This is a genomic window from Knoellia remsis (assembly GCF_003002895.1).
Taxonomy (GTDB): Bacteria; Actinomycetota; Actinomycetes; order Actinomycetales; family Dermatophilaceae; genus Knoellia; species Knoellia remsis.
Genome location: NZ_PVTI01000002.1, coordinates 76043 through 102148 on the forward strand (window position 1 = coordinate 76043; position 26106 = coordinate 102148).

General features: G+C 71.9%; 22 protein-coding genes. 19 read left to right on the top strand and 3 right to left on the bottom strand.

The genetic code is table 11. The features are described from left to right. Positions 1-7 precede the first annotated feature (7 nt). The 8 genes from BCF74_RS01670 (at position 8) to mutM (ending at position 6937) form a co-directional block, all read left to right on the top strand. Entirely contained in the window at positions 8-2209 is a 2202-nt protein-coding gene (locus tag BCF74_RS01670) for an ATP-dependent DNA helicase RecG (RefSeq protein ID WP_106296230.1), read from the top strand. A gap of 1 nt (position 2210) precedes the next feature. Continuing rightward, complete coding sequence (gene rsmD / locus BCF74_RS01675; protein WP_170070090.1) at positions 2211-2840, top strand: 16S rRNA (guanine(966)-N(2))-methyltransferase RsmD; 630 nt, start codon at positions 2211-2213, stop codon at positions 2838-2840. A 180-nt stretch (positions 2841-3020) separates the two neighbouring features. After that, on the top strand, positions 3021-3656 hold the full coding sequence (locus BCF74_RS01680; protein ID WP_106296232.1) for a hemerythrin domain-containing protein: 636 nt from the start codon (positions 3021-3023) through the stop codon (positions 3654-3656). A gap of 115 nt (positions 3657-3771) precedes the next feature. Further along, positions 3772-4272 carry a pantetheine-phosphate adenylyltransferase gene (gene coaD / locus BCF74_RS01685; protein WP_106296233.1) on the top strand — a complete coding sequence of 167 codons (501 nt, stop codon included), beginning with the start codon at positions 3772-3774 and terminating at the stop codon, positions 4270-4272. 183 nt (positions 4273-4455) lie between these two features. After that, positions 4456-5037: a YceD family protein gene (locus tag BCF74_RS01690; RefSeq protein WP_106296234.1), complete on the top strand. Its 582-nt coding sequence runs from the start codon at positions 4456-4458 to the stop codon at positions 5035-5037. 1 nt (position 5038) lies between these two features. After that, complete coding sequence (gene rpmF, locus BCF74_RS01695) at positions 5039-5233, top strand: 50S ribosomal protein L32 (RefSeq protein WP_106296235.1); 195 nt, start codon at positions 5039-5041, stop codon at positions 5231-5233. An 11-nt stretch (positions 5234-5244) separates the two neighbouring features. Continuing rightward, positions 5245-6018, top strand: a complete 774-nt coding sequence (gene rnc, locus BCF74_RS01700) for a ribonuclease III (RefSeq protein ID WP_106296236.1) — start codon at positions 5245-5247, stop codon at positions 6016-6018. Between the two features lie 52 nt (positions 6019-6070). Beyond that, positions 6071-6937, top strand: coding sequence for a bifunctional DNA-formamidopyrimidine glycosylase/DNA-(apurinic or apyrimidinic site) lyase (gene mutM / locus BCF74_RS01705; protein WP_106296237.1), 867 nt, complete (start codon positions 6071-6073; stop codon positions 6935-6937). 90 nt (positions 6938-7027) lie between these two features. Here the strand turns inward: mutM and BCF74_RS01710 are convergent, their stop codons facing one another. Then, a complete protein-coding gene (locus tag BCF74_RS01710; RefSeq protein WP_106296238.1) occupies positions 7028-9088 on the bottom strand; it encodes an acyltransferase family protein in 2061 nt (686 codons plus the stop codon). A 78-nt stretch (positions 9089-9166) separates the two neighbouring features. Here BCF74_RS01710 and BCF74_RS01715 point away from each other — a divergent pair, with 78 nt between their 5' ends. The 4 genes from BCF74_RS01715 to smc all read left to right on the top strand — a co-directional run bounded on the left by BCF74_RS01715 (position 9167) and on the right by smc (position 14877). Then, entirely contained in the window at positions 9167-9490 is a 324-nt protein-coding gene (locus BCF74_RS01715) for an acylphosphatase (protein ID WP_106296239.1), read from the top strand. An 85-nt stretch (positions 9491-9575) separates the two neighbouring features. Beyond that, the gene (locus BCF74_RS01720) at positions 9576-9863 is read left to right on the top strand and encodes a chorismate mutase (RefSeq protein ID WP_106296240.1); all 288 of its coding nucleotides are present in this window, start codon (positions 9576-9578) and stop codon (positions 9861-9863) included. A gap of 217 nt (positions 9864-10080) precedes the next feature. Further along, positions 10081-10998, top strand: a complete 918-nt coding sequence (locus BCF74_RS01725) for a type IV toxin-antitoxin system AbiEi family antitoxin domain-containing protein (protein ID WP_106296241.1) — start codon at positions 10081-10083, stop codon at positions 10996-10998. A gap of 249 nt (positions 10999-11247) precedes the next feature. After that, positions 11248-14877 carry a chromosome segregation protein SMC gene (smc, locus tag BCF74_RS01730; RefSeq protein WP_106296242.1) on the top strand — a complete coding sequence of 1210 codons (3630 nt, stop codon included), beginning with the start codon at positions 11248-11250 and terminating at the stop codon, positions 14875-14877. Between the two features lie 145 nt (positions 14878-15022). Here smc and lepB read toward each other — a convergent pair whose 3' ends face one another. After that, positions 15023-15730 carry a signal peptidase I gene (gene lepB / locus BCF74_RS01735; RefSeq protein WP_245889154.1) on the bottom strand — a complete coding sequence of 236 codons (708 nt, stop codon included), beginning with the start codon at positions 15728-15730 and terminating at the stop codon, positions 15023-15025. Between the two features lie 99 nt (positions 15731-15829). On the opposite strand from lepB, the gene BCF74_RS01740 reads away from it, so the two are divergent. The 3 genes from BCF74_RS01740 to ftsY all read left to right on the top strand — a co-directional run bounded on the left by BCF74_RS01740 (position 15830) and on the right by ftsY (position 19500). Beyond that, positions 15830-16087: a hypothetical protein gene (locus BCF74_RS01740; RefSeq protein WP_245889155.1), complete on the top strand. Its 258-nt coding sequence runs from the start codon at positions 15830-15832 to the stop codon at positions 16085-16087. After that, positions 16087-18048, top strand: a complete 1962-nt coding sequence (locus BCF74_RS01745; RefSeq protein ID WP_106296243.1) for a M13 family metallopeptidase — start codon at positions 16087-16089, stop codon at positions 18046-18048. Before BCF74_RS01740 ends, BCF74_RS01745 begins: the two co-directional genes overlap by 1 nt. 237 nt (positions 18049-18285) lie before the next feature. Continuing rightward, positions 18286-19500 carry a signal recognition particle-docking protein FtsY gene (gene ftsY / locus BCF74_RS01750; protein ID WP_106296244.1) on the top strand — a complete coding sequence of 405 codons (1215 nt, stop codon included), beginning with the start codon at positions 18286-18288 and terminating at the stop codon, positions 19498-19500. A gap of 39 nt (positions 19501-19539) precedes the next feature. Here ftsY and BCF74_RS01755 read toward each other — a convergent pair whose 3' ends face one another. Further along, positions 19540-19941 (bottom strand): thiol-disulfide oxidoreductase DCC family protein, encoded by a 402-nt coding sequence (locus BCF74_RS01755; protein WP_106296245.1) that lies wholly within the window; start codon positions 19939-19941, stop codon positions 19540-19542. 224 nt (positions 19942-20165) lie between these two features. Here BCF74_RS01755 and BCF74_RS01760 point away from each other — a divergent pair, with 224 nt between their 5' ends. From BCF74_RS01760 to ffh, 4 genes are all read left to right on the top strand, one after another. Then, positions 20166-21608: an ammonium transporter gene (locus BCF74_RS01760; RefSeq protein WP_106296246.1), complete on the top strand. Its 1443-nt coding sequence runs from the start codon at positions 20166-20168 to the stop codon at positions 21606-21608. Beyond that, entirely contained in the window at positions 21605-21943 is a 339-nt protein-coding gene (locus tag BCF74_RS01765; RefSeq protein WP_106296247.1) for a P-II family nitrogen regulator, read from the top strand. Before BCF74_RS01760 ends, BCF74_RS01765 begins: the two co-directional genes overlap by 4 nt. 131 nt (positions 21944-22074) lie before the next feature. After that, on the top strand, positions 22075-24489 hold the full coding sequence (locus BCF74_RS01770) for a [protein-PII] uridylyltransferase (RefSeq protein ID WP_170070101.1): 2415 nt from the start codon (positions 22075-22077) through the stop codon (positions 24487-24489). Positions 24490-24498: 9 nt separating this feature from the next. Continuing rightward, the gene (ffh, locus tag BCF74_RS01775; protein WP_106296249.1) at positions 24499-26100 is read left to right on the top strand and encodes a signal recognition particle protein; all 1602 of its coding nucleotides are present in this window, start codon (positions 24499-24501) and stop codon (positions 26098-26100) included. Positions 26101-26106 lie beyond the last annotated feature (6 nt).

Sequence of the window (26106 nt, forward strand, 5' to 3'; positions counted from 1 at the left end):
ACGAGCCATGTATGCCGAGAGCACGCCGCTGACGAAGGTCCTCGCCAAGCGCGAGGCCAAGAAGTTCAAGGACTCCCGCGGGATCGAGACCGTGGGCGACCTCCTCGCGTACTGGCCGCGGCGCTACCAGAACCCGCAGAGCAACCTCGCCGACGCCCGAGTCGGGTCCTACCTCGTCGCCGTCGCCGAGGTGAAGTCCGCATCGACGCGCTCGATGAAGTCCCGCCGCGGACGGATGCTGCAGGCCGTCATCACCGACGGGACCACCGACCTCGAGGTGACGTTCTTCAACGCCCACGGCCACGAGGGCAAGCTCGTCCCCGGAACCCAGGCGCTCTTCGCCGGGCAGGTGTCGCGCTACGGCAACAAGTTCCAGCTCGCGCACCCCGGCTACTCGCTGCTCAGCGACTTCGACCGCGGCGAGCGGCGCGGACTCATCCCGGTCTACAAGCAGGTCGGCAACCTGCACACCTGGACCGTCACCGAGTGCGTCCGGATGGTCCTCGACCTGCTCGACGAGACCGAGGAGCCGCTGCCCGATACGGTGCTGGACCGCCGCGATCTCATGGGTCGCACGGCGGCGCTGCGCGGTATCCACACGCCCGACTCATGGCCGGAGGTCAAGGCCGCGCGTCGCCGGATGTCGTATGAGGAGGCGTTCGTTCTGCAGGTCGCCCTCGCCCAGCGCCGGGCCCGTCAGGCGGCCGAGTCCACCCATGCCCGAACGCCGCGGCCCGGTGGGTTGCTCGACGCGTTCGACGCGCGCCTGCCCTTCGAGCTGACTGCCGGGCAGCGTGAGGTCGGCGCGACGATTGCGGCCGAGATGGCGCGCGAGGTGCCGATGCACCGGCTGCTCCAAGGTGAGGTCGGCTCCGGCAAGACCGTCGTCGCGCTGCGGGCGATGCTCGCCGCCGTCGACGCCGGAGGGCAGGCTGCGCTGCTCGCACCGACGGAAGTCCTTGCCGCACAACACCATCGCTCCATCACCGCACTCCTCGGCGACCTCGCCGAGGGCGGCATGCTCGGCGGCAGCGAGATCGGCACGCGCGTCGCCCTGCTCACCGGCAGCATGCCGACGGCGGCCCGCCGCAAGGCGTTGCTCGACATCGCGAGCGGTGACGCCGGCATCGTCATCGGCACCCATGCCCTCATCCAGGAGCACGTGAGCTTCCAGGACCTCGCCCTCGTCGTCGTCGACGAGCAGCACCGCTTCGGCGTCGAACAGCGAGATGCGTTGCGCGGCAAGGCTGCCCGGCCGCCGCACGTGCTGGTCATGACGGCGACCCCGATCCCGCGCACCGTCGCGATGACGGTCTTCGGCGACATGGAGACCTCGACCCTGCGCGAGCTGCCGGCGGGACGCGCGCCGATCACGACCCACGTCGTGCCCGAGGACAAGCCCGGCTGGATGCAGCGGACGTGGGAGCGCGTGGCCGAGGAGGTATCGCTCGGTCGGCAGGCCTATGTCGTGTGCCCGCGCATCGGCGAGGACGACGAACCGGACGAGGACGCCGAGATCTTCGCCGCGTCGTCGGGCGCGGACAGCGATGGCGACGCCGACGAGGCTGGCGGCGACGAGGGTGGGGGAGCGGTGCGACCGCTCGCTTCGGTGTATGCCGTGCACGCGCAGCTCGCGCAGAACCCTGCCCTCGCCGGGCTGACCATCGGCGTGCTCCATGGCCGCCTCCCGGCCGAGGAGAAGGAGGCGGTGATGCGCGACTTCGCCGACGGCAGCATCGACGTTCTCGTCTCGACGACCGTCATCGAGGTCGGCGTCGATGTGCCGAACGCGAGCGTCATGGTCGTCATGGACGCCGACCGGTTCGGCGTCTCCCAGCTGCACCAGCTGCGCGGCCGCGTCGGGCGAGGTGGCCTGCCCGGGCTCTGCCTGCTCGTCCACCATGGCGACGGCATCGAGCCGCACGAACGCCTCGACGCGGTGGCCGGCACGACCGACGGGTTCGAGCTCGCCCGGGTCGACCTCACCCAACGCCGCGAGGGCGACATCCTCGGCGCGGCCCAGCACGGCGGTCGCAGCCAGCTGCAGTTCCTCCACGTCCTCGACGACGAACAGCTCATCGAGGACGCCCGCGAGGACGCCTTCGCGCTCGTCGAGGCCGACCCCGAGCTCGCCGACCACCCCGCCCTCGCCGGCCTCGTGCGCGACCGCCTCGACGCCGAGCAGGCGGCCTACCTGGAACGAGGCTGAGGTGACCCGGATCATCGCCGGCACGGCGGGCGGCCGTGCCCTCAAGACCCCCGGCGGACGCGGCACGAGGCCGACGAGCGACCGCGTCCGCGAGGCACTCTTCTCCGCGCTCGACGCCCGCGACGCGGTCGCCGGGGCGCGCGTCCTCGACCTGTATGCCGGCTCGGGCGCCCTCGGTCTCGAGGCCGCCAGTCGCGGGGCGAGCGAGGTGACGCTGGTCGAGCACGACCGGTCGGCGGCGGCCCTCATCCGCACCAACGCCGCCGCCCTCGGGCTGCGCGCCACGGTCCTCGCGACGACCGTGTCTGCCGCGCTCGGGGGTGCGGGCACGCCTGCGCGAGAACGCAGTTCGGGTGCGCTGGGAGGCGCGCGGACGGCATACGACCTCGTCCTGCTCGACCCGCCCTACGACCTGCCCGAGGACGCGCTGGCGACCGACCTCGCGACGCTCGCCGACCGCGGCTGGCTCGCAGACGACGCCCTCGTCCTCGTCGAACGCTCCAAGCGGTCGCCCGAGCCGGCGTGGCCCGATGGGCTCGAACCCGAACGCCGCAAGGCGCACGGCGACACGGTCATCTGGTGGGCCCGCTGGGTTCCGGACGCGCGGCCCGACCGTGCTGCCTCGACCTGACACGCCCGGGTCGGATGGTGGTCGCGTCACGTCGATGACTGATGGGTACGTATGAGTACTTATCGGTCATCGACGTTTCGCGAGGGTGTGTCGGCGGGTCACGCGATCGGAACGGGGTCCTCCGGAAGTGAGGTCGACCTGAGTGCGCGAAACCAGCCCTGATCAGCCAAAATGACCCACATGAGCGACTACGAGATCCCCCGCCCCACCTCCGGTGACGTCGTCGAGCTCATCCTCGACGACCACCGCACCTTCGAAGACCTGCTGCGCGAGTGCCGCCGCCCCGACGTCGACCGCGCCGCTGCCCGCGAGGCGCTGTCCGCGATCCTCGTCGCGCACGCCGAGGCCGAGGAGGACGAGGTCTACCCGGAGCTGCGCAAGAGCCGCGCCATCGGCGAGCACGAGGAGGAGCACGGCGAGGAGGAGCACGCCGAGATCCTCGAGGCCCTCGAGGCGTTCCTCGAGGCCAAGGGCACCGACACCGACAAGTACGACTCCGCCCTCGAAGAGCTCGCCACCGCGGTGAACCACCACGACAACGAGGAGGAGCAGACGATCCTCGCGCCGGCCCGTGTCGACGTGTCCCAGGAACGGCGCGACGAGCTCGGCGTCGCCTTCGCCACCCGGCGCAACCAGCTCCTCGAGGAGGGCGCCGGCAGCCTCGACCAGGTGCGATCGCTGCTCAAGAAGGCCGAGAAGGAGGGCGTCATCGCCTCCGAGGACGCCCGCGAGAAGGCCGACGACATCAAGGCCGACGCCAAGGAGGAGGCCAAGGAGGTCGAGGAGGCCTCCAAGGAGAAGGCCAAGAAGTCCTGACCCGATCCGGGTCGAACACGGTGACGACCCGTGAGAGGTATGCCGGCCGCGCGCAGTGCGGCCGGCATACCTCGTCGTCGGCGAGCCTTCGCCGTCGTCCCCTAGGGTGGCGAGCGTGAGCGAGCAGATCAGGCGAGCCGTGTGCCCCGGGTCCTACGACCCCGTCACCGTCGGGCACCTCGACGTCATCGAGCGTGCCGCCGCGCTCTACGACGAGGTCGTCGTCGCGGTCCTGCACAACCCCGCCAAGCAGGGCACGTTCACCGTCGACGAGCGGATCGCGTTCATCGAGAACGCCCTCGCGCCCGAAGTGCGCGAGCGGGTGCGGGTCGAGCCCTTCGCCGGACGGTTGCTCGTCGACGTGTGCCGCGACGTCGAGGCCGACGTCATCGTCAAGGGCCTGCGCGGCGGCACCGACTTCGCCTACGAGCTGCCGATGGCGCTGATGAACCGCCACCTCACCGGCGTCGAGACCGTGTTCCTCCCGGGCGCTCCCGAGTTCGAGCACGTGTCGAGCTCGCTCGTGAAGGAGGTCGCGAAGTTCGGCGGCGACGTCACCGGGCTCGTCCCCGACGACGTCCTGCGCGCCCTCACGGAGAAGCTGGCCGAGGGCTGACCGGCGCCTGACCGGCAGCCGCAGCGGCAGCCACCCCGGCAGGGGAGCGCGGGTCCCATGCTCTGCATGGGCCGGCATACCGACCGCATTTGGGAAGCGACCACACGCTCCGGTACCGTTGCTCCTCGGTCTGCGTCTGCCGTGACGACGGGCCGAACCACTCGACTTCGTACGGCAAGGGCAATGACTCGTCTCGATCCCCGTTCCCCTCTGGTGCTCGACACCAAGGAGGTGGGCCGGCGACCCGGTTCGATGGCGGAGCTCACCCGCGAGGTCGAGGCACCAGCCGGTTTCGGCACGGAGGTGCTGCAGGTCGCCGAAGGGGAGCCCCTCTTCGTCGACGTGCGGCTCGAGTCCGTCGTCGAGGGCGTCCTGGTCACCGGTTCGGTGCGAGGCACGGCGACCGGCGCCTGCGTGCGGTGCCTGGACCCGATCAGCCACGACGTGGACGCTCGGTTCCAGGAGCTGTTCGCCTACGCCGATCGGGGAGCCCACCGCGAAGAGGTGGGGGACGAGGATGCAGCCGAGGAGTACAGGATCGAGGACGGTCTGATCGACCTCGAGCCGGTGCTCCGGGATGCGGTGGTTCCCCAGCTGCCGTTCCAGCCCGTATGCCGTCCCGACTGTCCCGGGTTGTGTTCCGTCTGTGGAGCGCACCTCGCGGACGACCCCGGACACGCACACGAGCAGATCGACCCCAGGTGGGCGGCCCTGAAGGACCTCGCGTCCGACCCGTCCACACCGCAGAACTCAGAGAGGACCTGACGTGGCTGTTCCGAAGCGGAAGACGTCGCGCTCCAACACCCGCTCGCGCCGCGCCAACTGGAAGGCGACGCCGGTCACCCTGACCACGTGCCCCCAGTGCAAGGCCCCGACGCAGCCGCACGTCGCGTGCCCGTCGTGCGGGACGTACAACGGCCGCCACTACGGCGTCGCCGAGCGCACCGAGCACCAGGGCTGACCCACCCCGCCATGGGGAGGGGCTCCACCGGGGCGGGGTCGCTGACCCCCAGGCGCCCTGTCGCCGAGCTCCACCAGCACCTCCTCGAGGTCACCGGTGGAGCCGTCGACGAGGCGCTGCTCCTGCGTGCCCTGACCCACCGCTCGTTCGCGTACGAGAGCGGCGGACTGCCGCACAACGAACGTCTCGAGTTCCTCGGTGACGCCGTCCTCGGGCTCGTCGTGACGGACACGCTCTACACGACCCACCCGGACCTCTCCGAGGGTCAGCTCGCCAAGCTGCGCGCCGCCGTCGTCAACATGCGGGCGCTTGCCGAGGTCGGTCGGACCCTCGGCCTGGGGGACTACCTCCACCTCGGCCGCGGTGAGGAGTCCACGGGCGGTCGGGACAAGGACTCGATCCTCGCCGACACCGTCGAAGCCGTCATCGGCGCGACCTTCTCGAGCGCCGGCATGACGGCCGCGACCGCGCTCGTGCACCACCTGCTCGACCCGCTCATGGCCCACTCCGCCACCCTCGGCGCCGGCCTGGACTGGAAGACCAGCCTGCAGGAGATCTGCGCCCTGCACGGCGTGGGCCCCGTCGAGTACGTCATCGCCGACGACGGCCCCGAGCACGCCAAGACCTTCGAGGCCCGGGTCCTCGTCGACGGCGTCCCTCACGGTGCCGGGGTCGGCCGCACGAAGAAGGACGCCGAGCAGAAGGCCGCGGCCGAGGCCTGGAAGACCCTCAGCGACCGCCACGGTGACGGGGCCTCGACGGCCCCGCTGCCGGACGCCGACTGACCGACGCTCGACTGTCCCACCGGACCGACCCGACGAGACGCGAGGTGACGCCGTGCCCGAGCTGCCCGAGGTCGAGGTCGTCCGCCGCGGCCTCGCCGACCACGTCGTCGGCCGGACCATCACCGGCGCGACGTTCCTCGGTGCACGCGTGGCCCGCCGGCACGTCCCCGGCCCGGTCGACCTCGCCGACCGCATCACCGGCCTGACCGTCGCGCAGGCCCGCCGTCGCGGCAAGTATCTCTGGCTCGTTCTCGCCGAGCCCGCAACCGGTGCTGCCGCCGCCGGCCTCATCGTCCACCTCGGCATGAGCGGTCAGCTGCTCGTCGAACCCTCGGACGCCCCGGATGAGAAGCACCTGCACGCCCGGCTGACCTTCGCCGACGGCGACCCCGAGCTGCGCTTCGTCGACCAGCGCACCTTCGGCGGTTTCGCCCTCGACGACCTCGACGACGACGGCGTGCCGCACCAGATCCGGCACATCGCGCCCGACCCGTTCGAGGACTCCTTCGACCAAGCGGCGGTCGTGCGGCGCATCAAGGCCAGCGACAGCGCGATCAAGCGCCAGCTGCTCCACCAGGGCGTCGTCTCCGGGATCGGCAACATCTATGCCGACGAGGCCCTGTGGCGTGCGGGTGTCCACGGCGAGCGGCTCGGGAGCAGGCTGACCAAGCCGGTGATCTCGCGGGTCCTCGACCATGCGCGGGAGGTCATGAGCGCGGCTCTCGCGCAGGGCGGGACGAGCTTCGACGCGCTCTACGTCAACGTCAACGGCGCGAGCGGCTACTTCGACCGCTCACTGCATGCGTACGGCCGTGAAGGGGAGCCGTGCGACCGGTGCGGCACGCCGATGCGACGCGAGCAGTTCATGAACCGCTCATCGTTCTCGTGCCCGCGCTGCCAGCCGCGCCCACGCCGCTGAGCCACCGGCCCGCTCACCCCGCGGCGTTGAGCGCCCGGCCGCTCTTCCCGTGGCGCAGAGCGACCGGAGCGCGCATCCGCGGCGCGCACGTCACTTCGGGAGCGGGAGGTCCTTGAGGGTGACCTGCTTCTTGGTATGCCGTTCGCTCAGGTCCGCGAACGCCTGCCGGATCGTCTTGGCGTAGAGGTGGGCGCCGACGAGGGAGGGGTGCAGCCCGTCGGACTGCAGCTGGCCCTCGGTTCCCTCGACGGCGGCATCCCAGTCGGCGAGCGCCACGTTGCCCCGGCCCCGGGCGAGCTCGCGCAGGGCGGCGTTGTCGTCGGCGATGCGGCTCATCCGCCCGTGCAGCGTCACGAGGACGACCATCCGGTCCGGCCCGAGTGCGTCGAGGGTCTGGCGGGCGCGCCCGACGTCGACGCCCGCGTTCGTGCCGAGGGCGAGAACGACGGCGCGACGGTTGTCGTCGCCACGCTCGGTCACGGCGGCGAGGCCCTGGGACCACTGGCGGTTGGACTTCGCGTCGATGCGGATGCCGGGGAAGTAGTAGCGCAGGGCCTGCAGGCTGCCGACCATCATCGAGTCGCCGTAGGCGTCGATCTCGGCGCCCGTGGGCATGGTCCAGTCCTGTGTCACCGCCGCCGACGGGGCGTTTGACGCGCTGGCCGACGGCGCCGGCGCCGCCCCTGACGGGCTCGCGGATGCGGCCGGTGTCGGGGCTGCATCAGCGGCGTTGGCCTCGAGCAGCTCCTGCACGCGGGTTCGGCCCGGCGCCGTGGCCAGGACGACGGCGAGGGCGATCGTGAGGACGGTGACCGCCGCCCAGGTGGCGCGCGCGGTGCGCGTACCGGCATACCGTAACCGCCGCAGCCCACGCTGCGCCGCGCTCCGGAAGCCGTGCTGACGGACGGGCGTCTCGACGAAGCGGAAGGAGAGGTCGGCGATGGCCACGGTGACGAGCACGGCCCACAGCCGGGACCAGAGGTAACCGTCGTCACCGCGCTGCGCCCACGCGAGGTCGGCCTCGATGATGAGGATGACCGGCCAGTGCCAGAGATAGAGGCCGTAGGAGCGCTGGCCGATCCAGCGCAGGACGGGCGCGTCGAGGACCGAGCGCAGGGGAGAGGGGCGGTCGACGACGCCGAGGACGAGGATGGCCGTGGCGAGCGAGGCGAGCAGGATGCCGCCGCGGAAGGTGAACGGCGTCGACTCGTCGAGGAGGGCGACGAGCGCGACGAGGACGAGCCCGGCGACGGCGAGCACGGGACGGCGGACTCGCTCCCACCGCCCGGTCGACGTCCAGGCACGGTGCGGCGCCGCCCACGCGAAGGCCAGCGCGGCGCCGAGCATGAGCCCCATGAGGTGGGTGTCGGTGCCGTAGTAGACGCGCGTCGCACCCTCGGCCGGGTCGAAGCGCACCGCCATGAGCACCGCCGAGCCGACGGCCAGTGTGACGGCGACGAGCGCACGCGCCCGCGCCGACGGCGCGAACCGCAGCAGCGCAAGCGCGACGAGCGGCCACACGAGGTAGAACTGCTCCTCGACCGCCAGCGACCACAGGTTCATGAGCAGCTGCGGTGACGTGCTCTGGAAGTAGTCGGACCCGGCCGCGATCTCGAGCCAGTTGCTCGTGAAGGTCAGCGCGCCGAGGGCCTGCCGGCGGATCCCGACGAGCAGGTCGGCCTCGACGAGCCGGGCGATGAGGGCCACGGTCGGCACGAGGACGAGGAGGGCGGGGAGGAGCCGGCGGGCGCGCCGCGTCCAGAACCCGCGCAGGTCGACGCGGCCCTCGCGGCGGTGCTCACGCACGAGCAGCGTGGTGATGAGGAAGCCGGAGATGACGAAGAAGACGTCGACGCCGAGGAAGCCTCCCGGCAGCCACCGCGGGTCGAGGTGGAAGAGCAGGACGGCGATGATCGCCGCGGCCCGCAGGCCGTCGAGGCCGGGAAGGCGGCCACGCTCCCGTTCCGGGTGGCCGCCACTGTCGGCATCGACGAGCGAGCGGTGGCCGTCGAGCGCGGCAGGTGTGCCCACACCTGCATCGGCCGCGCCTGCGTCCTCTGCGGCTGCATCCGCTGCGGCTGCATCCGCTGCGGCTGCATCCGCTGCGGCTGCGCCCGCTGCGGCCCGTCCCGCCGGCGTCTCCACGCTCATGCTGTCAGGTTATGGACCGCCACTGACAGCCCCGGGGAGGCGCGCGGAGGTCCGACCCGCGACCTACGATCGGGGCTTATGGAGAACAGCCTCGACCCGACCGGTGACGGACTGCGCCCCACGCGCGTGACGATGTCGGTGCGCGGGCGGGTCCAGGGTGTGGGCTTCCGCTGGTGGACGCGGGCGCGCGCTCTCGAGCTCGGTCTCTCCGGCCATGCCCGCAACACCGACGACGGGCGCGTCGAGGTCGTCGCCCAGGGTCCGCGCGGTGCCGTGGCGCGACTCGTCGAGCTGCTGTCCGAGCAGCCGTCGACGATGCACCGCCCGGGGGAGGTCACGTCGGCGTCGACGCCCGTCGAGAGCGAGCCCCGCCCGGACCTCACCGGCTTCGTCGAGAGGTGAGGGTGCGCGTGAGGGCGCGCGGACGGCATACCGGCTCGTGGGACACCGGACCGGGCCCGCCGGTGACGTTCCTACGATGGGGCCCATGAGCGAGGTCCCACCCGAGCTGGCCCGGCTGCGGTCGAGCATCGACAACATCGACGCGGCCCTCGTGCACCTGCTCGCCGAGCGCTTCAAGTGCACCCAGCGCGTGGGCGAGCTCAAGGCGGAGATGGGTATGCCGCCCGCGGACCCCGCGCGCGAGGAGCGGCAGGTCGCGCGGTTGCGCGCCCTCGCGGACGAGAGCGGGCTGGACCCGGAGTTCGCGGAGAAGTTCATCAACTTCGTCATCGCCGAGGTCATCCACCACCACGAGCGCATCGCCGGCACCTGACGGCGTCTCCTGCTCGCCTTCCCCCTTTCCCGCCTGATCACGGGACCGGGGTGTTCGTGTCGGAACCGTTCCGCCCCGAACACCCCGCTTCCGCCACGAACCCCCGGCCCGGGCGCACACGTCGCTTGTCCACAGGGCACGACTCCCGGCGGCGGTTGTCCACAGATCCCGAGCATGGGGTGGCGATGCGTCATCCGACGGACTGAAGGTCGGTCCCATGAAGCTCGACGACAACCTCCTCGCCATCGCCGCGACGCAACGCGGCATGTTCACGACGTCGCAGGCTCGTGGCGTCGGGCTGGACCGCAAGGGGCTCACCGCCGCGGTCGCTTGCCGACTGTTGTTGCATCCGGCGCGCGGTCTGTATGCCGTGGCGCACCTTGTCGACACCGACCCGGCCGTCTGGCACGGTCACCTCGCGACGGGCGCGCACCTCATCTACGAGAACGCCGCACTGACCGGTGTCACTGCCGTCCTGGCGCACGATCTGCCGGTCTGGGGGTGCCCGCTCGACCGGCCGGCCATCGCACGGGAGACCGCTCGTAGGGTCGGGACCAAACCGTTCCGCGTGCGGCCGCGAGAAATGGGGCGCACGGTGGAATCCCCTTGGGGCCCAACGGTTCCCCTCGCCGACGCCCTCGTCCAGCTCGCGGTCGACCACGGCATCGTGCAGGGCGTGGTCTCTGCCGATGCGGCCCTGCACCGGAAGTTGGTCACGGTGGACGAGCTGACGGCGGCCGTCGCATCCGTCGAACACTGGCCACGGTCGAGCCGACCCCGCGCGATGCTGACGTTCGTCGACCCGCAGTGCGAGTCCGTGGCAGAAAGCCGCGCACGCGTTGAGTTCCTGACGCACGGCATACGGGTCGTCTCACAGGTCGTCGTCCGGAGGCGGGACGGATCGATGATCGGACGCGCGGACTTCGGCGTGGAGGGCACAGACGTACTGGTCGAGATCGACGGCAAGGTCAAGTACGCCGACGGCGACCCCGAGGTGCTGTGGCGCGAGAAGCGACGCGAAGACGACATGCGTGCCGAGGGCAAGATCTTCGTGAGAGTGACGTGGGCCGATCTGGAGGTCTCGGGTCGAGCGTCGGCGAAGGTGCGACGGGCCCTGCGCGACCGGGCGGCGTGACGGCCGGCGGGCGCCTGGAACTTCGTGGCGGCAGCGCGGTGTTCGTGGCGGAACAGTTCCGCCACGAACACCCCGGTTCCGTGATCAGGCGGGAAAGAGGGCAGGTCTCAGGAGTCGCAGGAACCACACGCGTCACAGGCATCACCGGGCGCCCGTCGCGTCCCGAGAGCGCCCTGACCCCGCCGGTACAGTGAGCGCTCGACCTGCACCCCGTGCAGCCCGCCGTCCCCGAGCACCGAGAGCCACCGCGTGTACGTCAAGAGCCTGACCCTCAAGGGCTTCAAGTCCTTCGCCTCGGCCACGTCGATGCGCCTCGAGCCGGGCATCACGTGCATCGTCGGCCCCAACGGCTCCGGCAAGTCCAACGTCGTCGACGCCCTCGCGTGGGTCATGGGCGAGCAGGGCGCCAAGAGCCTGCGCGGCGGCAAGATGGAGGACGTCATCTTCGCCGGCACCGCCGGGCGCCCGCCGCTGGGTCGCGCCGAGGTCAGCCTCACCATCGACAACACCGACGGCGCCCTGCCGATCGACTACACCGAGGTGACGATCACCCGGACGATGTTCCGCAACGGCGGCTCCGAGTACGCCATCAACGGCACCCCGAGCCGGCTCCTCGACATCCAGGAGCTGTTGTCCGACAGCGGGATCGGCCGCGAGATGCACGTCATCGTCGGGCAGGGTCAGCTCGACACCGTCCTGCGCGCGACACCCGAGGAGCGTCGCGGCTTCATCGAGGAGGCCGCCGGCGTCCTCAAGCACCGCAAGCGCAAGGAGAAGGCGCTCCGCAAGCTCGACGCGATGGAGGCCAACCTCACCCGCGTCCACGACCTCACCAGCGAGATCCGCCGTCAGCTCGGCCCGCTCGGGCGCCAGGCCGAGGCGGCGCGCAAGGCTGCCGTCATCCAGGCCGAGGCCCGCGACGCCCGGCTGCGCATCCTCGCCGACGACCTCGTCCAGCTCACCTCGACCCTCGAGCAGGAGGTCGCCGACGAGACGGCCCTCATCGAGCGCCGCACGACCGTCGAGAACGCCCTCGAGTCGCTGCGCGCCCGGATCGCCGAGGTCGAGCGCCAGGCCACCGACGCCGCCCCCGAGCTGGGGCGCTCGCAGGAGCGCTTCGTCACGCTGCAGTCCCTGCGCGACCGGCTCGAGTCGACCGCATCCGTCGCGCGTGAGCGGGTCCGCCTGCTCAGCCAGGACGACGAGGACGAGACGACAACCGGCCGCGACCCCGAGGAGCTGCGCGCCCAGGCGGCTCAGGCCCGCGAGGCCGAGCAGAAGCTCCTCGCCGAGGTGAGCACCGCCGCCGAGGAGCTCGCCGCCGCGGTCGCCTCCCGCGAGGAGGCGGAGCGTGCGTATGCCGCGGAGCAGGATCGCTTGTCGCGTCTGGCTCGCGCTGCTGCCGACCGTCGCGAGGGGCTCGCGAAGCTCGCCGGCCAGGTCGGCGCCCGCCGCAGCCGCATCGAGGCGGGCGAGGCCGAGATCGGGCGCCTGCAGGGAGTGATCGCAGCATCGGCAGCCCGCGCCGCCGAGGCCGAGCGCGAGTTCTCCCGGCTCGAGGGCACCATCGCGAATGACGAGGAGGGCGAGGAGGGTCTCGACACCGCCTACGAGACCGAGGCCGCCGCGCTCGCCGAAGTCGAGGCCCGCATCACCGAGCTCGAGCAGGCCGAGCGCGAGGCCGAGCGCGACCGCGCGTCCGCCGCCGCCCGCGTCGACGCCCTCGAGCTGAGTCTGCGCCGCAAGGACGGTGCCGCTGCGCTGCTCGCGGCGTCCGAGTCGGCCGGCGAGTCCGGCGTCGAGGCCAGCGGCTCCGACGGCTCCGGCTCCGCCTCCGGCGACGACTTCGGCATCCGCGGCACCGTCGCCTCGCTGCTCCAGGTGAGTGGCGGTCACGAGGGCGCCGTCGCGGCCGCGCTCGGCTGGGCGTCCGAGGCGCTCGCGGTGGGCACCGCCGCCCAGGCCGCCCGCGCCGTCGGGGCCCTGCGCGACGACGACGGGGGACAGGCGACGCTCCTCGTCGGCGACACCGCCGCACCGTCGGACCGCTCGTCGTGGCCGGCCCTCGACGGCTCGGCCGTCTGGGCCCGGGATGTCGTCGACGCGCCCGCCGACGTGCTGCCCGCGGTCGAGCAGTTCCTCGACCGGGTCGCTCTCGTCCCGAACGCCGAACACGCTTTGGCCCTCGTCGCCCGAGGCGAAGGCATCACCGCGGTGACCGCCGACGGCGACGTCTTCGCGCCCGGATGGGTGCGCGGCGGGTCGAGCAGCGGCGAGTCGCTGCTCGAGCTGCAGTCCGCCCTCGACGAGGCCCGCGCCGGCGCCGAGGCCGCGACCCAGCGCGGCGAGCAGTCCCGGTTCGCGCTCGCGGCCGAGCGCGAGAAGGCCGCGACTGCGCGCGAGCGGGTCGAGGCGGCGCTGGATGCGTTGCACGACAGCGACGCCCGCATGGCCGCCGTCGCCGAGGAGCTCGGGTCGCACCAGTCGACGATGCGTACCGCCCGCGCCGAGATCGAGCGCACCGAACGCACCATCGCCGACGCCGAAGCGGCGCTCGAGTCCGACCGCACCGAGCTCGCCGCGCTTGAGCAGCGGCTCGAGGAGGCCAGCGCCACCGACGACGGCGACGCCGACGAGCCGTCGACCGACGAGCGCGACGCCCTCGAGCTCGCCGCGAGCCGCGCTCGGACCGCCGAGACCGAGCTGCGCCTCACCCTGCGCACCCGCGAGGAGCGCGCCCGCGCCCTCAAGGGCCGCGCCGACTCCCTCGAGGGCGCCGCCCGCAACGAGCTGCAGGCCCGCGAACGCCTCCGCCAGCGCCAGGAGCGGCGCCGCCGGGAGGCGACGATCGCCGACGCAGTGAGCCGCGCGGCGGCATACGCCACAGAAAAGATGGCTACCGCGCTGGAACGCGCGGCACGCCTGCGCGACGAGGCCGAGCGCGGACGGGCCGAGCGCGACACCGCGATCCAGGCGCTGCGCGCCGAGCTCGGCACCCACCAGGACGAGCTGCGCGAGCTCACCGACACCGCGCACCGCGACGAGGTCGCCCGCGCCCGACAGGTCGCCCGCATCGAGCAGCTGCAGGCCAAGGCCGTCGAGGAGCTCGGCATCGACCCCGACGTGCTCATGGAGGACTACGGACCGCACCAGCCGATCCCGTTCATCGCCGACCCCGACCACGAGGGTGAGACCCCCGAGCCGTCGGCGTTCGTGCGCGACGAGCAGGAGAAGCGGCTGCGCAAGGCCGAGCGGGGGCTGTCGGCGCTGGGCCGGGTCAACCCGCTCGCGCTCGAGGAGTTCGCGGCGCTCGAGGAGCGGCACAAGTTCCTCACCGAGCAGCTCGAGGACCTCAAGAAGTCCAAGCGCGACCTGCTCGACATCGTCAAGGAGGTCGACGAGCGGGTCGAGCAGGTGTTCACCGAGGCGTTCCACGACACGGCCGAGCAGTTCGAGCGCGTCTTCCAGCGGCTCTTCCCCGGCGGGTCCGGGCAGCTCGTCCTCACTGACCCGAGCGACATGCTCACGACCGGCATCGAGGTCGAGGCCCGCCCGCCCGGCAAGAAGGTCAAGCGGCTGTCGCTGCTCTCCGGTGGTGAGCGTTCGCTCGTCGCCGTGGCGCTGCTCGTGTCGATCTTCAAGGCGCGGCCGAGCCCGTTCTACATCATGGACGAGGTCGAGGCGGCGCTCGACGACACCAACCTCGGCCGGCTCATCACCCTCTTCGAGGAGTTGCGCGACTCGAGCCAGCTCATCGTCATCACCCACCAGAAGAAGACGATGGAGATCGCCGACGCCCTCTACGGAGTGAGCATGCGCGGCGACGGCATCACGACCGTCGTGTCGCAGCGCATCCGCGACGTCGCCGCGTCCGCCTGACTCAGCCCGGGGGCTGCGCGGCCTCACCCAGGTGGGCGGACGGCATACGCCAAGGTCGCGAGCGACCGGACGGGTGCGCAAGGGTCCGGAGGGAAACTTTCCCTCCGGACCCTTGCGTTTTGCTCCCCAGGAGCAAAACGTGAGGTCAGCCGGCGGTGATGCGGCCGAACGTCCCCAGCGGCCAGATCCGGAACACGACCGGCCCGACGATCCGGTTCATCGGCACGAACCGGGCACACCCTCCGGCCTCGGTGCCGCCGCGGCAGTTGACGACCGAGTCCGCCGACTGGGAGCGGTGATCGCCCATGACGAGGAGCCGGTCCTCCGGGACCCGGATCTCGGGGAAGCACCGCGAGGACCTGGGTGTCGTGTCGCAGGTGAGCTCGGGGGAGCGGAACGCGTGGTCGTCATGGACGTAGGGCTCGTCGAGCGGCTTCGAGTTCACGAGCACGCGACCTTGGCCGTCGCAGCACGCGACCGTGTCGCCGGGCGTCCCGATCACGCGCTTGACCGTGTATGCCGTGTTCGAGGGGCCGATCCCGGTGAGGTCGCCGACCTTGCGGGCCGCGCGGGCGAGAGCATTGTCGGCCTCGGGGAGCTGGGGCTCCTGCCAGGTCTCGCCGTGGGAGAAGACGACGATGTCGCCTCGCCCGACGGTCGAGTCGAGTCGGTTGACGACGATGCGGTCGCCGATCTGGAGGGTGTTCTCCATCGACTGCGACGGGACCCCGAACGGCTTGACGAGGAAGGCCTGGACCAGCCCGACGACAATGACCGCGAGCACGATCTCCAGCCATGCAGGGAGTCTGCGTCGGGGCCGCGCAGGCACCTCGTGAGGGGTCGTCGCGGTCACCCGGCCGAGCCTACGCGGTGACGTGGGCGCGATGGCTGCGGCGTCTCACCCGCGGGGTGTCGTTTTGGCAACGCCGTGAGGTTGGGCCACCCTTGTCGCATGGTCGCGCTCATCCTCGGCATGCTCATCTGCGTCGGACTCGCCCTCGCCGTCGTCGCGCTCGTCGCGGTTCCGGCACGTCGCGATGGCCGGGACATCCTCACGCCCAAGGGTGAGGACGTCGTCACCGCGCTCAAGGAGCGCCAGCAGGCCGCCCGCCAGCGGCTCGAGCGTGGTGAGCGCTCGGAGGACGACGGTGCGGATGCCGAGCCCGACCCCGAGACGAGCGCCGCAGCCGACGCGGGCGCGCGGTCCTGATGCGCTCGGGCATCGACCGTTCCGCCGGCGACCCCTCCATCCGTCCGCAGGACGACCTCTTCGGGCACGTCAACGGCGGCTGGGTCGCCCGCACCGAGATCCCGGCCGACCGCGGCCGCTACGGCACCTTCGACCAGCTGCGCGAGAACGCCGAGAGCCAGGTCCGCGACATCATCACCGCCGTCGCAGAGGGCGATCCGCAGCCCGGCACCGTGGCCCGCAAGGTCGGCGACCTCTACAGCTCGTTCATGGACGCTGAGCGCATCGAGCAGCTCGGGGTTGCGCCGCTCGCGCCGTTCCTGCAGCGCATCGACGCCGTGCAGACGTCCTCGGACGTCATGGCCGTGCTCGGTGAGCTCCTGCGTGCCGGCGTCGACGGGCTCGTTCATCCCATCGTCAACACCGACGACCGCGACTCGTCCCGCTACGTCGTCTACCTCGAGCAGGCCGGCATCGGCCTCCCCGACGAGGCGTACTACCGCGACGCCGCCCACGAAGCCATCCGGGCGGCATACCCCGGTCACGTCGAGCGGATGCTCACCCTGAGCGGTGCGTATGCCGGTGACGCGGCCGCCGCTGCGGCCGCGCGGGTGGTGGACCTCGAGACCCGGATCGCGAAGGCGCACTGGGACCAGGTGGCGAACCGCGACGCCGTGAAGACGTACACCCTCGTCGACCGGGCCGGGCTCGAGGAGCTCACGCCGGACGTCGACTGGGATGCCTATCTGGCCGGTGTGCAGGCGCCGGAGGGGGCGTTCGACCAGGTCATCGCCCGGCAGCCGGACCACCTGCGGTCGATGGCGGCGGCGCTGACCGAGGTGGACATCGAGACGTGGCGCGACTGGCTGCGCTGGCGGGTCGTGCACGCACTCGCGCCCTATCTCAGTGATGCGGTCGTCGCCGAGAACTTCGACTTCTATGGCCGCACCCTCTCGGGCGTGCCGCAGATCCGGGACCGCTGGAAGCGCGGCGTCGCGCTCGTCGAGGACGCGCTCGGCGAGGCCGTCGGGCAGCTCTATGTCGAGAAGCACTTCCCGCCGCACGCCAAGGAGCGGATGCTCGAGCTCGTCGACAACCTCGTCGAGGCGTTCCGCCGCGACTTCGACTCGCTCGAGTGGATGGGTGCGGACACGCGTCGTGAGGCGCTCGCCAAGCTCGAGGCGTTCACGCCGAAGATCGGCTACCCGGACAAGTGGCGCGACTACTCCTCCCTCGAGGTCGAGGCCGATGACCTGCTCGGCAACGTCGCGCGGGCGACGGCGTTCGAGGTCGACCGCAACCTCGCCAAGCTCGGTGGGCCGGTCGACCGCGACGAGTGGTTCATGACGCCGCAGACGGTCAACGCCTACTACAACCCGGGCCTCAATGAGATCGTCTTCCCGGCCGCGATCCTGCAGCCGCCGTTCTTCGACGTCGACGCCGACGACGCGGTGAACTACGGCGGCATCGGTGCCGTCATCGGGCACGAGATCGGGCATGGCTTCGACGACCAGGGCTCGCAGTACGACGGTGAGGGCAACCTGCGCAACTGGTGGACCGACAGCGACCGCGCGAACTTCGATGGCCGCGCCCAGCGGCTCATCGCCCAGTTCGACGAGCTCGAGTCGCGCGACGCCCCGGGGCACAAGGTCAACGGCGCGCTCACGGTCGGCGAGAACATCGGCGACCTCGGCGGGCTCACGATCGGCCACGCGGCATACCGGATCTCGCACGAGGGCGGCGAGGCGCCGGTCATCGACGGGCTGACCGGCGACCAGCGGTTCTTCTACGGGTGGGCGCAGGTGTGGTGCGGGCTCGCGCGCGAGGCCGAGGCGGTACGGCTGCTCGCCATCGACCCGCACTCGCCGATGGACCTGCGCGCCAACGCCGCTCGCAACCTCACCGAGTTCCACGAGGCGTTCGACGTGCGCGAGGGTGACGGCATGTGGGTGCCCGAGGACGAGCGGGTCCGCATCTTCTGAGGCTCGACCCGCCCACGTCGTGTGGGTGCGGTGCGCACGCACGTGTTCGTCGTCCGGGAGTCGACAGCACGCGCGCGCGGCGGTGCGCGGACGGCATACCTCTCTCGTCACCTCTATGACGGATAAGTGTGTGTGAACACTTATCCGTCATCGACGTTGTGAGACAGCCTTGGCTCTCGCGGCCGGCCTCGCCCCGCGGGTTCGGCGGCACCGGGCCGGTGATGCGAAGATGGCGGAGTGAGCGCCATCGACACTCTCTGGGAATACGTTGCCGTCGCCGTCGGCATCCTCGTCGTCCTCGGCGGACTCGCCGCCGGGCTGCTGCGAGGGCGGGGTGGAGCGACCAAGGACCTGCCGCGTGAGCGTCCGACGCGGTCGGTCCCCGGGGCTCCCGGAGCAGGGCGTGACGAGGCGGACGGGTCGGTCGACACGCTTCCGCGGCCCGCGGACGACACGGTCACCCGCGACGACACGGCGGTCGAGGAGGAGACGCTCCCGCCGGTCGAGGTCCCGGAGGTCGAGCGTCCTGAGGCGCCGCAGACCCGGCTCCAGCGGCTGCGTGCCCGGCTCGCCCGTTCCAACACCGCCCTCGGCAAGGGCCTGCTCGCCCTGCTCTCGCGCGGCGACCTCGACGAGGAGGCGTGGGAGGAGGTCGAGGACACCCTCATCACCGCCGACCTCGGCGTCGAAGCGAGCACCGAGCTCGTCGAGAAGCTGCGCACCCAGGTCAAGGTGCACGGCAGCGCCGACGAGGCCACCGTGCGCGGCTGGCTGCGCGAGGACCTGCTCGAGCTCGTCGACCCGACCATGGACCGCTCCATCGCGTCGTCGCGCGTCGACGGGCGCCCCGCGGTGATCCTCGTCGTCGGCGTCAACGGCGCCGGCAAGACGACGACCGTCGGCAAGCTCGCCCGCGTGCTCGTCGCCGAGGACAAGGACATCGTGCTCGGCGCGGCCGACACCTTCCGTGCGGCGGCGGCCGACCAGCTCCAGACCTGGGGTGAGCGGGTCGGTGTGCCGACCGTCCGCTCCGACCGCGAGGGCGCCGACCCGGCCGCGGTGGCGTTCGACGCCGTCAAGGGCGCCTCCGAGCTCGAGGCCGACGTCGTCATCGTCGACACCGCCGGCCGCCTGCACAACAAGGTCGGACTCATGGACGAGCTCGGCAAGGTCAAGCGGGTCATCGAGAAGCAGAGCCCCATCGACGAGGTCCTCCTCGTGCTCGACGCGACGACCGGACAGAACGGCCTGCGTCAGGCCGAGGTCTTCTCCGAGGTCGTCGGCATCACCGGCATCGTGCTCACGAAGCTCGACGGCACCGCCAAGGGTGGCATCGTCGTCGCGGTGCAGCGCCAGCTGGGCGTGCCGGTCAAGCTCATCGGCCTGGGGGAGGGCCCGGACGACCTCGCACCGTTCGACCCCGAGGCCTTCGTCGACGCGATCGTGGAGTGACCCGGAGGTCCGTCGTATGCCGTCCGCTCCCGACCGTGGTCAGCTGGGGCGCTGCGCCGCGGGGAGGGAGCAGGCCGGGGTGCCGCCGGGCAGGCGGTGACGGTTGCGGGCGACCCAGCGGTAGGCCAGACCGGCGAGTGCGTTGACGCCGGGGGCGAGGATGGCCGCTCCGATCGGTTTGAACGGGAGGCGGCCGGCGAGGAGCGTGCGGGCGACGGCGTCCTGCCCAGTGCTGATGCGACCGTCGCTGCCAACCCACTGGAGCGCGGCGTCGCACTGCTCGGGGGTGAGGCCGAGCGCGTCGAGGTCGGCGTCCTGGTAGGCGCTCACCGCGAAGTCGCCGGCGTGCGCCCGGACTCTCGTGGTCGTGAGGCGGGAGAGGCGGGTGCACACGCCGCAGTCGCCGTCGTAGACGAGCACGGGGCCGTTTGCTGCTGCCATGCGCCCAGTCTCGCACCTGTCCCCAACCGTCCAATTGGGTGAGTTCGGGACGGGAGGCGAGCGGGCGGCATACCGGCGCGCCTGTCCCCAACCGTCCAATTGGGTGAGTTCGGGACGGGAGGCGAGCGCGGGAAACACAACGTTGACGCGGGTGAGGGATCTGCAACGTGGACGTAACACGACGCGGCGGCAGGTGAAACCGCCGGCTCCCAGACTCCTTCGTCATGAGCCCAACCCTGATCCCGCTCGCGGCCGCAGAGCCGCCCGTGGTCGACGCCTCGGCGACGGCCTTCGTCCTCATCTGCGCCTCGCTCGTGCTGCTCATGACGCCGGGCCTCGCGCTCTTCTACGGCGGCATGACGCGCGCCAAGTCCGTCCTCAACATGATGATGATGTCGTTCGGCGCCATGGGCGTCGTCGGCGTCATCTACGTGCTGTGGGGCTACTCGATGTCCTTCGGAGGGGGCGACATCGCGGGCCTGTTCGGCAACCCGTTCGAGAAGTTCGGCCTGCGTGGCGTCGTCGGTGAGGCCGCGTCCGGGGCAACCGTCGACGCGAGCGGCCTGCCCGTCGTCGACATCTTCGGCGCCGACGTGTGGATCCCCGAGATCCTCTTCGTCGGGTTCCAGCTGACGTTCGCGATCATCACCGTCGCGCTCATCAGCGGCGCCATCGCCGACCGGGCGAAGTTCTCGACCTGGCTGCTCTTCACGGCCATGTGGGTCACCGTCGTGTACTTCCCCGTCGCGCACATGGTGTGGGGCGGCGGCCTGCTCAGCGGTGCCGAGAACGGCCTGTCCGCCATGATGTTCGGCGCCACCGACGGCGCCGCGAACGTCCTGCCGATCGACTTCGCCGGCGGCACGGTCGTCCACATCAACGCCGGTATCGCCGGTCTCGTCCTCGCCCTCATCGTCGGCAAGCGCCTCGGCTTCGGCAAGACCGCGATGCGCCCGCACAACGTCCCGCTCGTCATGCTCGGCGCCGGCCTGCTGTGGTTCGGCTGGTTCGGCTTCAACGCCGGGTCGGAGCTCGCCGCGGACGGCCTGTCGAGCCTCGTCTGGGTCAACACCACCGTCGCGACCTGCGCCGCGATCCTCGGCTGGCTGCTCGTCGAGAAGCTGCGCGACGGCCACGCGACGTCGGTGGGTGCCGCGTCCGGTGTCGTCGCCGGCCTCGTCGCCATCACCCCGGCCTGTGGCGCCCTGTCGCCGGTCGGCTCGATCATCCTCGGCGCCGTCGCCGGTGCGCTCGCCGCGCTCGCGGTCGGGCTGAAGTTCCGCTTCGGCTACGACGACAGCCTCGACGTCGTCGGCGTCCACCTCACCGCCGGCCTCTGGGGCACCGTCGGCGCGGGCCTGCTCGCCACCGAGGGCGGCCTGTTCTACGGCGGCGGAGTGCAGCAGACGGTCGTCCAGGTCGTCATCGCCCTGGCCTCGCTCGTCTTCTCCGGGGTCCTCACCGCGGTCATCGCCCTCGCTCTCAAGGCCACCATCGGCTGGCGCATCACCGAGGACGACGAGGTGTCCGGCATCGACCAGGCCGAGCACGCGGAGTCCGGCTACGACCTCGTCTCGCGCGGTGGTCGACTGGGTGTCACCTCGAGCCCCGCGCTCGGCCACGACGCCCGCCACCACGAGGAGATCACCGAAGGAGCCAAGGCATGAAGCTCATCACCGCCATCATCAAGCCGCACCAGCTCGACGCCGTGAAGGAGGCCCTCGAGGCCTACGGCATCTCGGGCATGACCGTCAGCGAGGCCTCCGGCTACGGCCGCCAGCGCGGGCACAGCGAGGTCTACCGCGGCGCCGAGTACACCGTCGACTTCGTCCCGAAGATCCGGCTCGAAGTGCTCGTCGACGACCTCGACGCGAGCAGCGTCGCCGACGTCATCCTCAAGTCCGCGCAGACCGGCCGGATCGGCGACGGGAAGATCTGGACCGTCCCCGTGGAGGAGGTCGTGCGCGTCCGGACGGGTGAGCGCGGCACCGACGCCGTCTGACCCAACATCACCCGACTGATTGCGACTTCGCAGAGTTGCTCGCTGCGCTCGCAACTCTGCGAAGTCGCAATCAGCGGTGATCGGCACTCTGCGAAGTCGCAATCAGTGGGAGAAGGAGGGGAGTGAGGGACATGGGCGACGTGGCTGCACGCAGGCTCGACCTGGCCGGGACCCGGTCGTTCGCGGCTGCCGGTGCCGGGCCGGAACGGCGCCGGCGGCTCGCGGAGTTCAACGCCGCGTGGCTCGGCGAGGTGTGGGCCGACGCCACCGAGTCCCTGCGCCAGCCCCCGGCGAGCGGCATCGCGCTCGCCGCGGTCGGCAGCGTCGGACGCGGCGAGGCCGGGCCGCTCTCGGACTACGACCTCGTCCTGCTCCACGACACGCGCGCCCTGACGAACGACGACATCACCACCCTTGCCGACCGGTTCTGGTACCCGCTGTGGGACGCCGGGGTCCGCCTCGACCACAGCGTCCGGTCGGTGAGCCAGTGCCGCACCGTCGCGGCCGACGACCTCACCGCCGCCGTGGGTCTGCTCGACATCGCCCCCGTCGCCGGGGATGCCGAGGTCGTCGCTGCGGCGCGCGCCACCGTGAGCCACGACTGGCGCGCCCAGGCCCGCAGGCGGCTGCCGCAGCTCGTCGAGGCCGTCGCCGCCCGCCACCACCGGCACGGCGAGCTGGCCCAGTCCCTCGAGCCCGACCTCAAGGAGGCGCACGGCGGCCTGCGCGACCTGACGATCCTGCGCGCCCTCACCGAGGCCTGGCTCGCCGAGCGCCCGCGCGGCGAGGCCGACGCGGCATACGCACTCCTCCTCGACGTCCGCGACGCGGTGCACGTCGTCACCGGCCGCGGTCGGGACCGGCTCGGCCGCGAGGACCACGACGCCGTCGCGGCACTGCTCGGCCACGACGACCCCGACGACCTGCTCGCCGCCGTGTCCGACGCGGGCCGCACCATCGCCTACGCCCTCGACGGCACCCTCCGTCGCGCCGGGCAGTCGCAGCGCGCCCGCGTCCTGCGCGTCGGGCCGCGCCGCCCGCAGATGGTGCCGCTCGGCTACGGGCTCTTCGAGTCCGACGGCGAGGTCGTCCTCGGGTCCGGTTCGCTCGTCGAGACAGACCCCCAGCTGCCGCTGCGCTCCGCCGTGGTCGCGGCCCGCGCCGGTCTGCCGATCTCGCCGACGACGCTCGACAACCTTGCCACGAAGAGCCCCGACCTGCCGACCCCGTGGCCGGCCACCGCGCGGGACCTCTTCAGCGACCTGCTCGCTGCCGGCCCCGGTCTCGTCCCGGTCTGGGAGGGCCTGGACCAGCACGGGCTCGTCGACCGCTGGCTGCCCGAGTGGGCCGCCGTGCGCTCCCGCCCCCAGCGCAATGCCGTGCACCGGCACACCGTCGACCGCCACCTCATCGAGACCGTCGTCCACGCGAGCGGTCTCGTCCGAACCGTCGGCCGCGCCGACCTGCTCCTCCTCGCGGCACTGCTCCACGACATCGGCAAGGTCCGCGGCGCCCACGACCACTCGGTCGCAGGTGCCCCGCTCGCCGAGGACGTCATGCGCCGCCTGGGGCACGCCGACGCCGATGTCGCCGTCGTCACGGGCCTCGTGCGCGAGCACCTCACCCTCATCGAGCTCGCGACCCGACGCGACCACGCCGACCCGGCGACGGTGGACGCCGCCCTCGCAGCCGTGGACGGTGACCGCGACCGGTTCGAGCTGCTGCTCGCGCTGACGGAGGCCGACGCCGTCGCTGCCGGCCCCAAGGCCTGGACCGACTGGCGGGCAGCCCTGCTGCGTCAGCTCGCCACCGCGGTCCGCGCCCGGCTCGACCGCACCGGCGGCGAGCCGAGCACGCCCGGCGAGCGGACGGCATACGAGACCGAGCTGGCGGCGACCACGGCGAGCGGTGACGCGCAGATCCCCGACGAGATCGTGCGAGCCCTCGCGGCGGGCGACCCGCACGTCGAGGTCGTCGCGAACGGCGGGTCCTGGCGCGTCGACATCGCCGACCGCGACCGGCTCGGGCTCTTCGCCGACACGGCTGGGCTGCTCGCGGCCGAAGGGCTCGTCGTGCGCACCGCCGTGCTGCGAACCCTCGACGGGGCCGCGGTCAACGAGTGGCACGTCGAGTCCCCGTCCGGGAGCGCACCCGAACCGGAGCGGATCCGTCGCGGCCTCGCCCGACTCGCGACCGGAGACCGAGGACCGCTCGGGCTGCTCGAACGGCGCCGCCAGTTCGCGCGCCGTCGCGCGGGGGAGTCCGGTCTCGGGCTGCCCGGCCAGCCGCGCGCCCTCGTCGTTCCCGGCGCGAGCACCGACGCCACCGTCATCGAGGTGCGCGCGGAGGACCGGCCGGGGCTGCTGCACGACCTCGGCATCGCCCTCGCGAAGTCCGGGGTGTCCGTGCGCTCCGCGCACATCGCGACGTATGCCGGCCAGACGCTCGACACCTTCTACGTCACCGACCGGGCCGGGCGCCTGCTCGACCCGGGCAAGGTCGCGCAGGTCGTCGCCGTCGTCATCGACACCTGCGACGCCGGTTAACCTTGTGCGGTGTTCACGAGCCTTTCCGACCGCCTGACATCGACCTTCCGCAACCTGCGGAGCAAGGGCCGCCTGTCCGAGTCCGACGTCAACAAGACGATCCGCGACATCCGGCTGGCGCTGCTCGACGCCGATGTCGCCCTGCCGGTCGTCAAGGAGTTCACCTCCTCGGTGCGTGAGCGGGCCCTCGGTGCGGAGGTGTCGGAGGCGCTCAACCCGGCCCAGCAGGTCGTCAAGATCGTCAACGACGAGCTCACCTCGATCCTCGGCGGCGACACCCGCACCATCCGGTTCGCCAAGTCCGGGCCGACCGTCATCATGCTCGCCGGCCTCCAGGGTGCCGGCAAGACGACCCTCGCGGGCAAGCTCGCCTACTGGCTCAAGGACCAGGGCCACACGCCGATGCTCGTCGCGGCCGACCTCCAACGGCCCAACGCCGTCACCCAGCTCGAGGTCGTCGGCGAGCGCGCCGGTGTGCCGGTCTTCGCGCCGGAGCGGGGCAACATCGGCGGCCACGACGCGGTCGGGCCCACGGGCGAGGGCACCCGCAGCTTCGGTGACCCGGTCGCGGTGTCCCGGGACGGCATACGCGAGGCCGTGAGCCGGCAGCACGACGTCGTCATCGTCGACACCGCCGGTCGTCTCGCCGTCGACGCCGACCTCATGCGCCAGGCCGGTGACATCCGCGCCGCGATCAACCCCGACGAGGTCCTCTTCGTCATCGACGCGATGATCGGCCAGGCGGCCGTCGAGACCGCCGAGGCGTTCCTCGAGGGCGTCGACTTCACCGGTGTGGTGCTGTCCAAGCTCGACGGTGACGCCCGCGGTGGTGCCGCCCTGTCCGTCGCCGGCGTCACCGGGCGGCCGATCATGTTCGCCTCCACCGGTGAGGGCGTGAAGGACTTCGAGGTCTTCCACCCCGACCGGATGGCGTCGCGCATCCTCGACATGGGTGACGTGCTCACCCTCATCGAGCAGGCCGAGAAGGCGTTCGACCGCGCCCAGGCCGCCGAGATGGAGCGGAAGTTCCTCGCGGCCGAGGACTTCACCTTCGACGACTTCCTCCAGCAGATGTCGGCCATCAAGAAGATGGGCTCGTTGAAGTCGATGCTCAAGATGATGCCGGGCATGGGGCAGATGTCGGCTCAGCTCGACGCCCTCGACGAGCGCGAGTTCGACCGGGTCGAGGCGATGGTCCGCTCGATGACGCCGTTCGAGCGCAACCACCCCAAGCAGATCAACGGCTCGCGCCGCGCCCGCATCGCCGGCGGTTCCGGTGTCACCGTCTCCGAGGTCAACCAGCTGCTCGAGCGGTTCGGCGAGGCTCAGAAGATGATGAAGCAGCTCGCCCGCGGCGGCGGCATCCCCGGGATGCCCGGCATGCCGGGGATGGGCGGCGGCGGTGGCCGCAAGAAGCAGCAGCAGGTGCAGCGCAAGAAGAGCAAGTCCGGCAACCCGGCCAAGCGTGCGGCCGAGGCGAAGGCCGCGGCGGAGCGAGCTGCGAACAAGCCGTCGGGTGCCTCGTTCGGCGGTGCCGGGAACGAGCTGGATCCCGCAGCGCTCGACCCGTCACAGCTGCCGAAGGGCTTCGAGAAGTTCTTGGGGAAGTGACCGCTC

Bases quoted from the DNA above. Each gene is read 5' to 3' on its own strand.
- BCF74_RS01670 (WP_106296230.1), top strand. From the start codon at position 8: ATGTATGCCGAGAGCACGCCGCTGACGAAGGTCCTCGCCAAGCGCGAG.
- BCF74_RS01680 (WP_106296232.1), top strand. From the start codon at position 3,021: ATGAGCGACTACGAGATCCCCCGCCCCACCTCCGGTGACGTCGTCGAG.
- BCF74_RS01690 (WP_106296234.1), top strand. From the start codon at position 4,456: ATGACTCGTCTCGATCCCCGTTCCCCTCTGGTGCTCGACACCAAGGAG.
- rnc (WP_106296236.1), top strand. From the start codon at position 5,245: ATGGGGAGGGGCTCCACCGGGGCGGGGTCGCTGACCCCCAGGCGCCCT.
- BCF74_RS01710 (WP_106296238.1), bottom strand. From the start codon at position 9,088: ATGAGCGTGGAGACGCCGGCGGGACGGGCCGCAGCGGGCGCAGCCGCA.
- BCF74_RS01715 (WP_106296239.1), top strand. From the start codon at position 9,167: ATGGAGAACAGCCTCGACCCGACCGGTGACGGACTGCGCCCCACGCGC.
- BCF74_RS01720 (WP_106296240.1), top strand. From the start codon at position 9,576: ATGAGCGAGGTCCCACCCGAGCTGGCCCGGCTGCGGTCGAGCATCGAC.
- BCF74_RS01725 (WP_106296241.1), top strand. From the start codon at position 10,081: ATGAAGCTCGACGACAACCTCCTCGCCATCGCCGCGACGCAACGCGGC.
- BCF74_RS01740 (WP_245889155.1), top strand. From the start codon at position 15,830: ATGGTCGCGCTCATCCTCGGCATGCTCATCTGCGTCGGACTCGCCCTC.
- BCF74_RS01745 (WP_106296243.1), top strand. From the start codon at position 16,087: ATGCGCTCGGGCATCGACCGTTCCGCCGGCGACCCCTCCATCCGTCCG.
- BCF74_RS01755 (WP_106296245.1), bottom strand. From the start codon at position 19,941: ATGGCAGCAGCAAACGGCCCCGTGCTCGTCTACGACGGCGACTGCGGC.
- BCF74_RS01760 (WP_106296246.1), top strand. From the start codon at position 20,166: ATGAGCCCAACCCTGATCCCGCTCGCGGCCGCAGAGCCGCCCGTGGTC.
- BCF74_RS01765 (WP_106296247.1), top strand. From the start codon at position 21,605: ATGAAGCTCATCACCGCCATCATCAAGCCGCACCAGCTCGACGCCGTG.
- BCF74_RS01770 (WP_170070101.1), top strand. From the start codon at position 22,075: ATGGGCGACGTGGCTGCACGCAGGCTCGACCTGGCCGGGACCCGGTCG.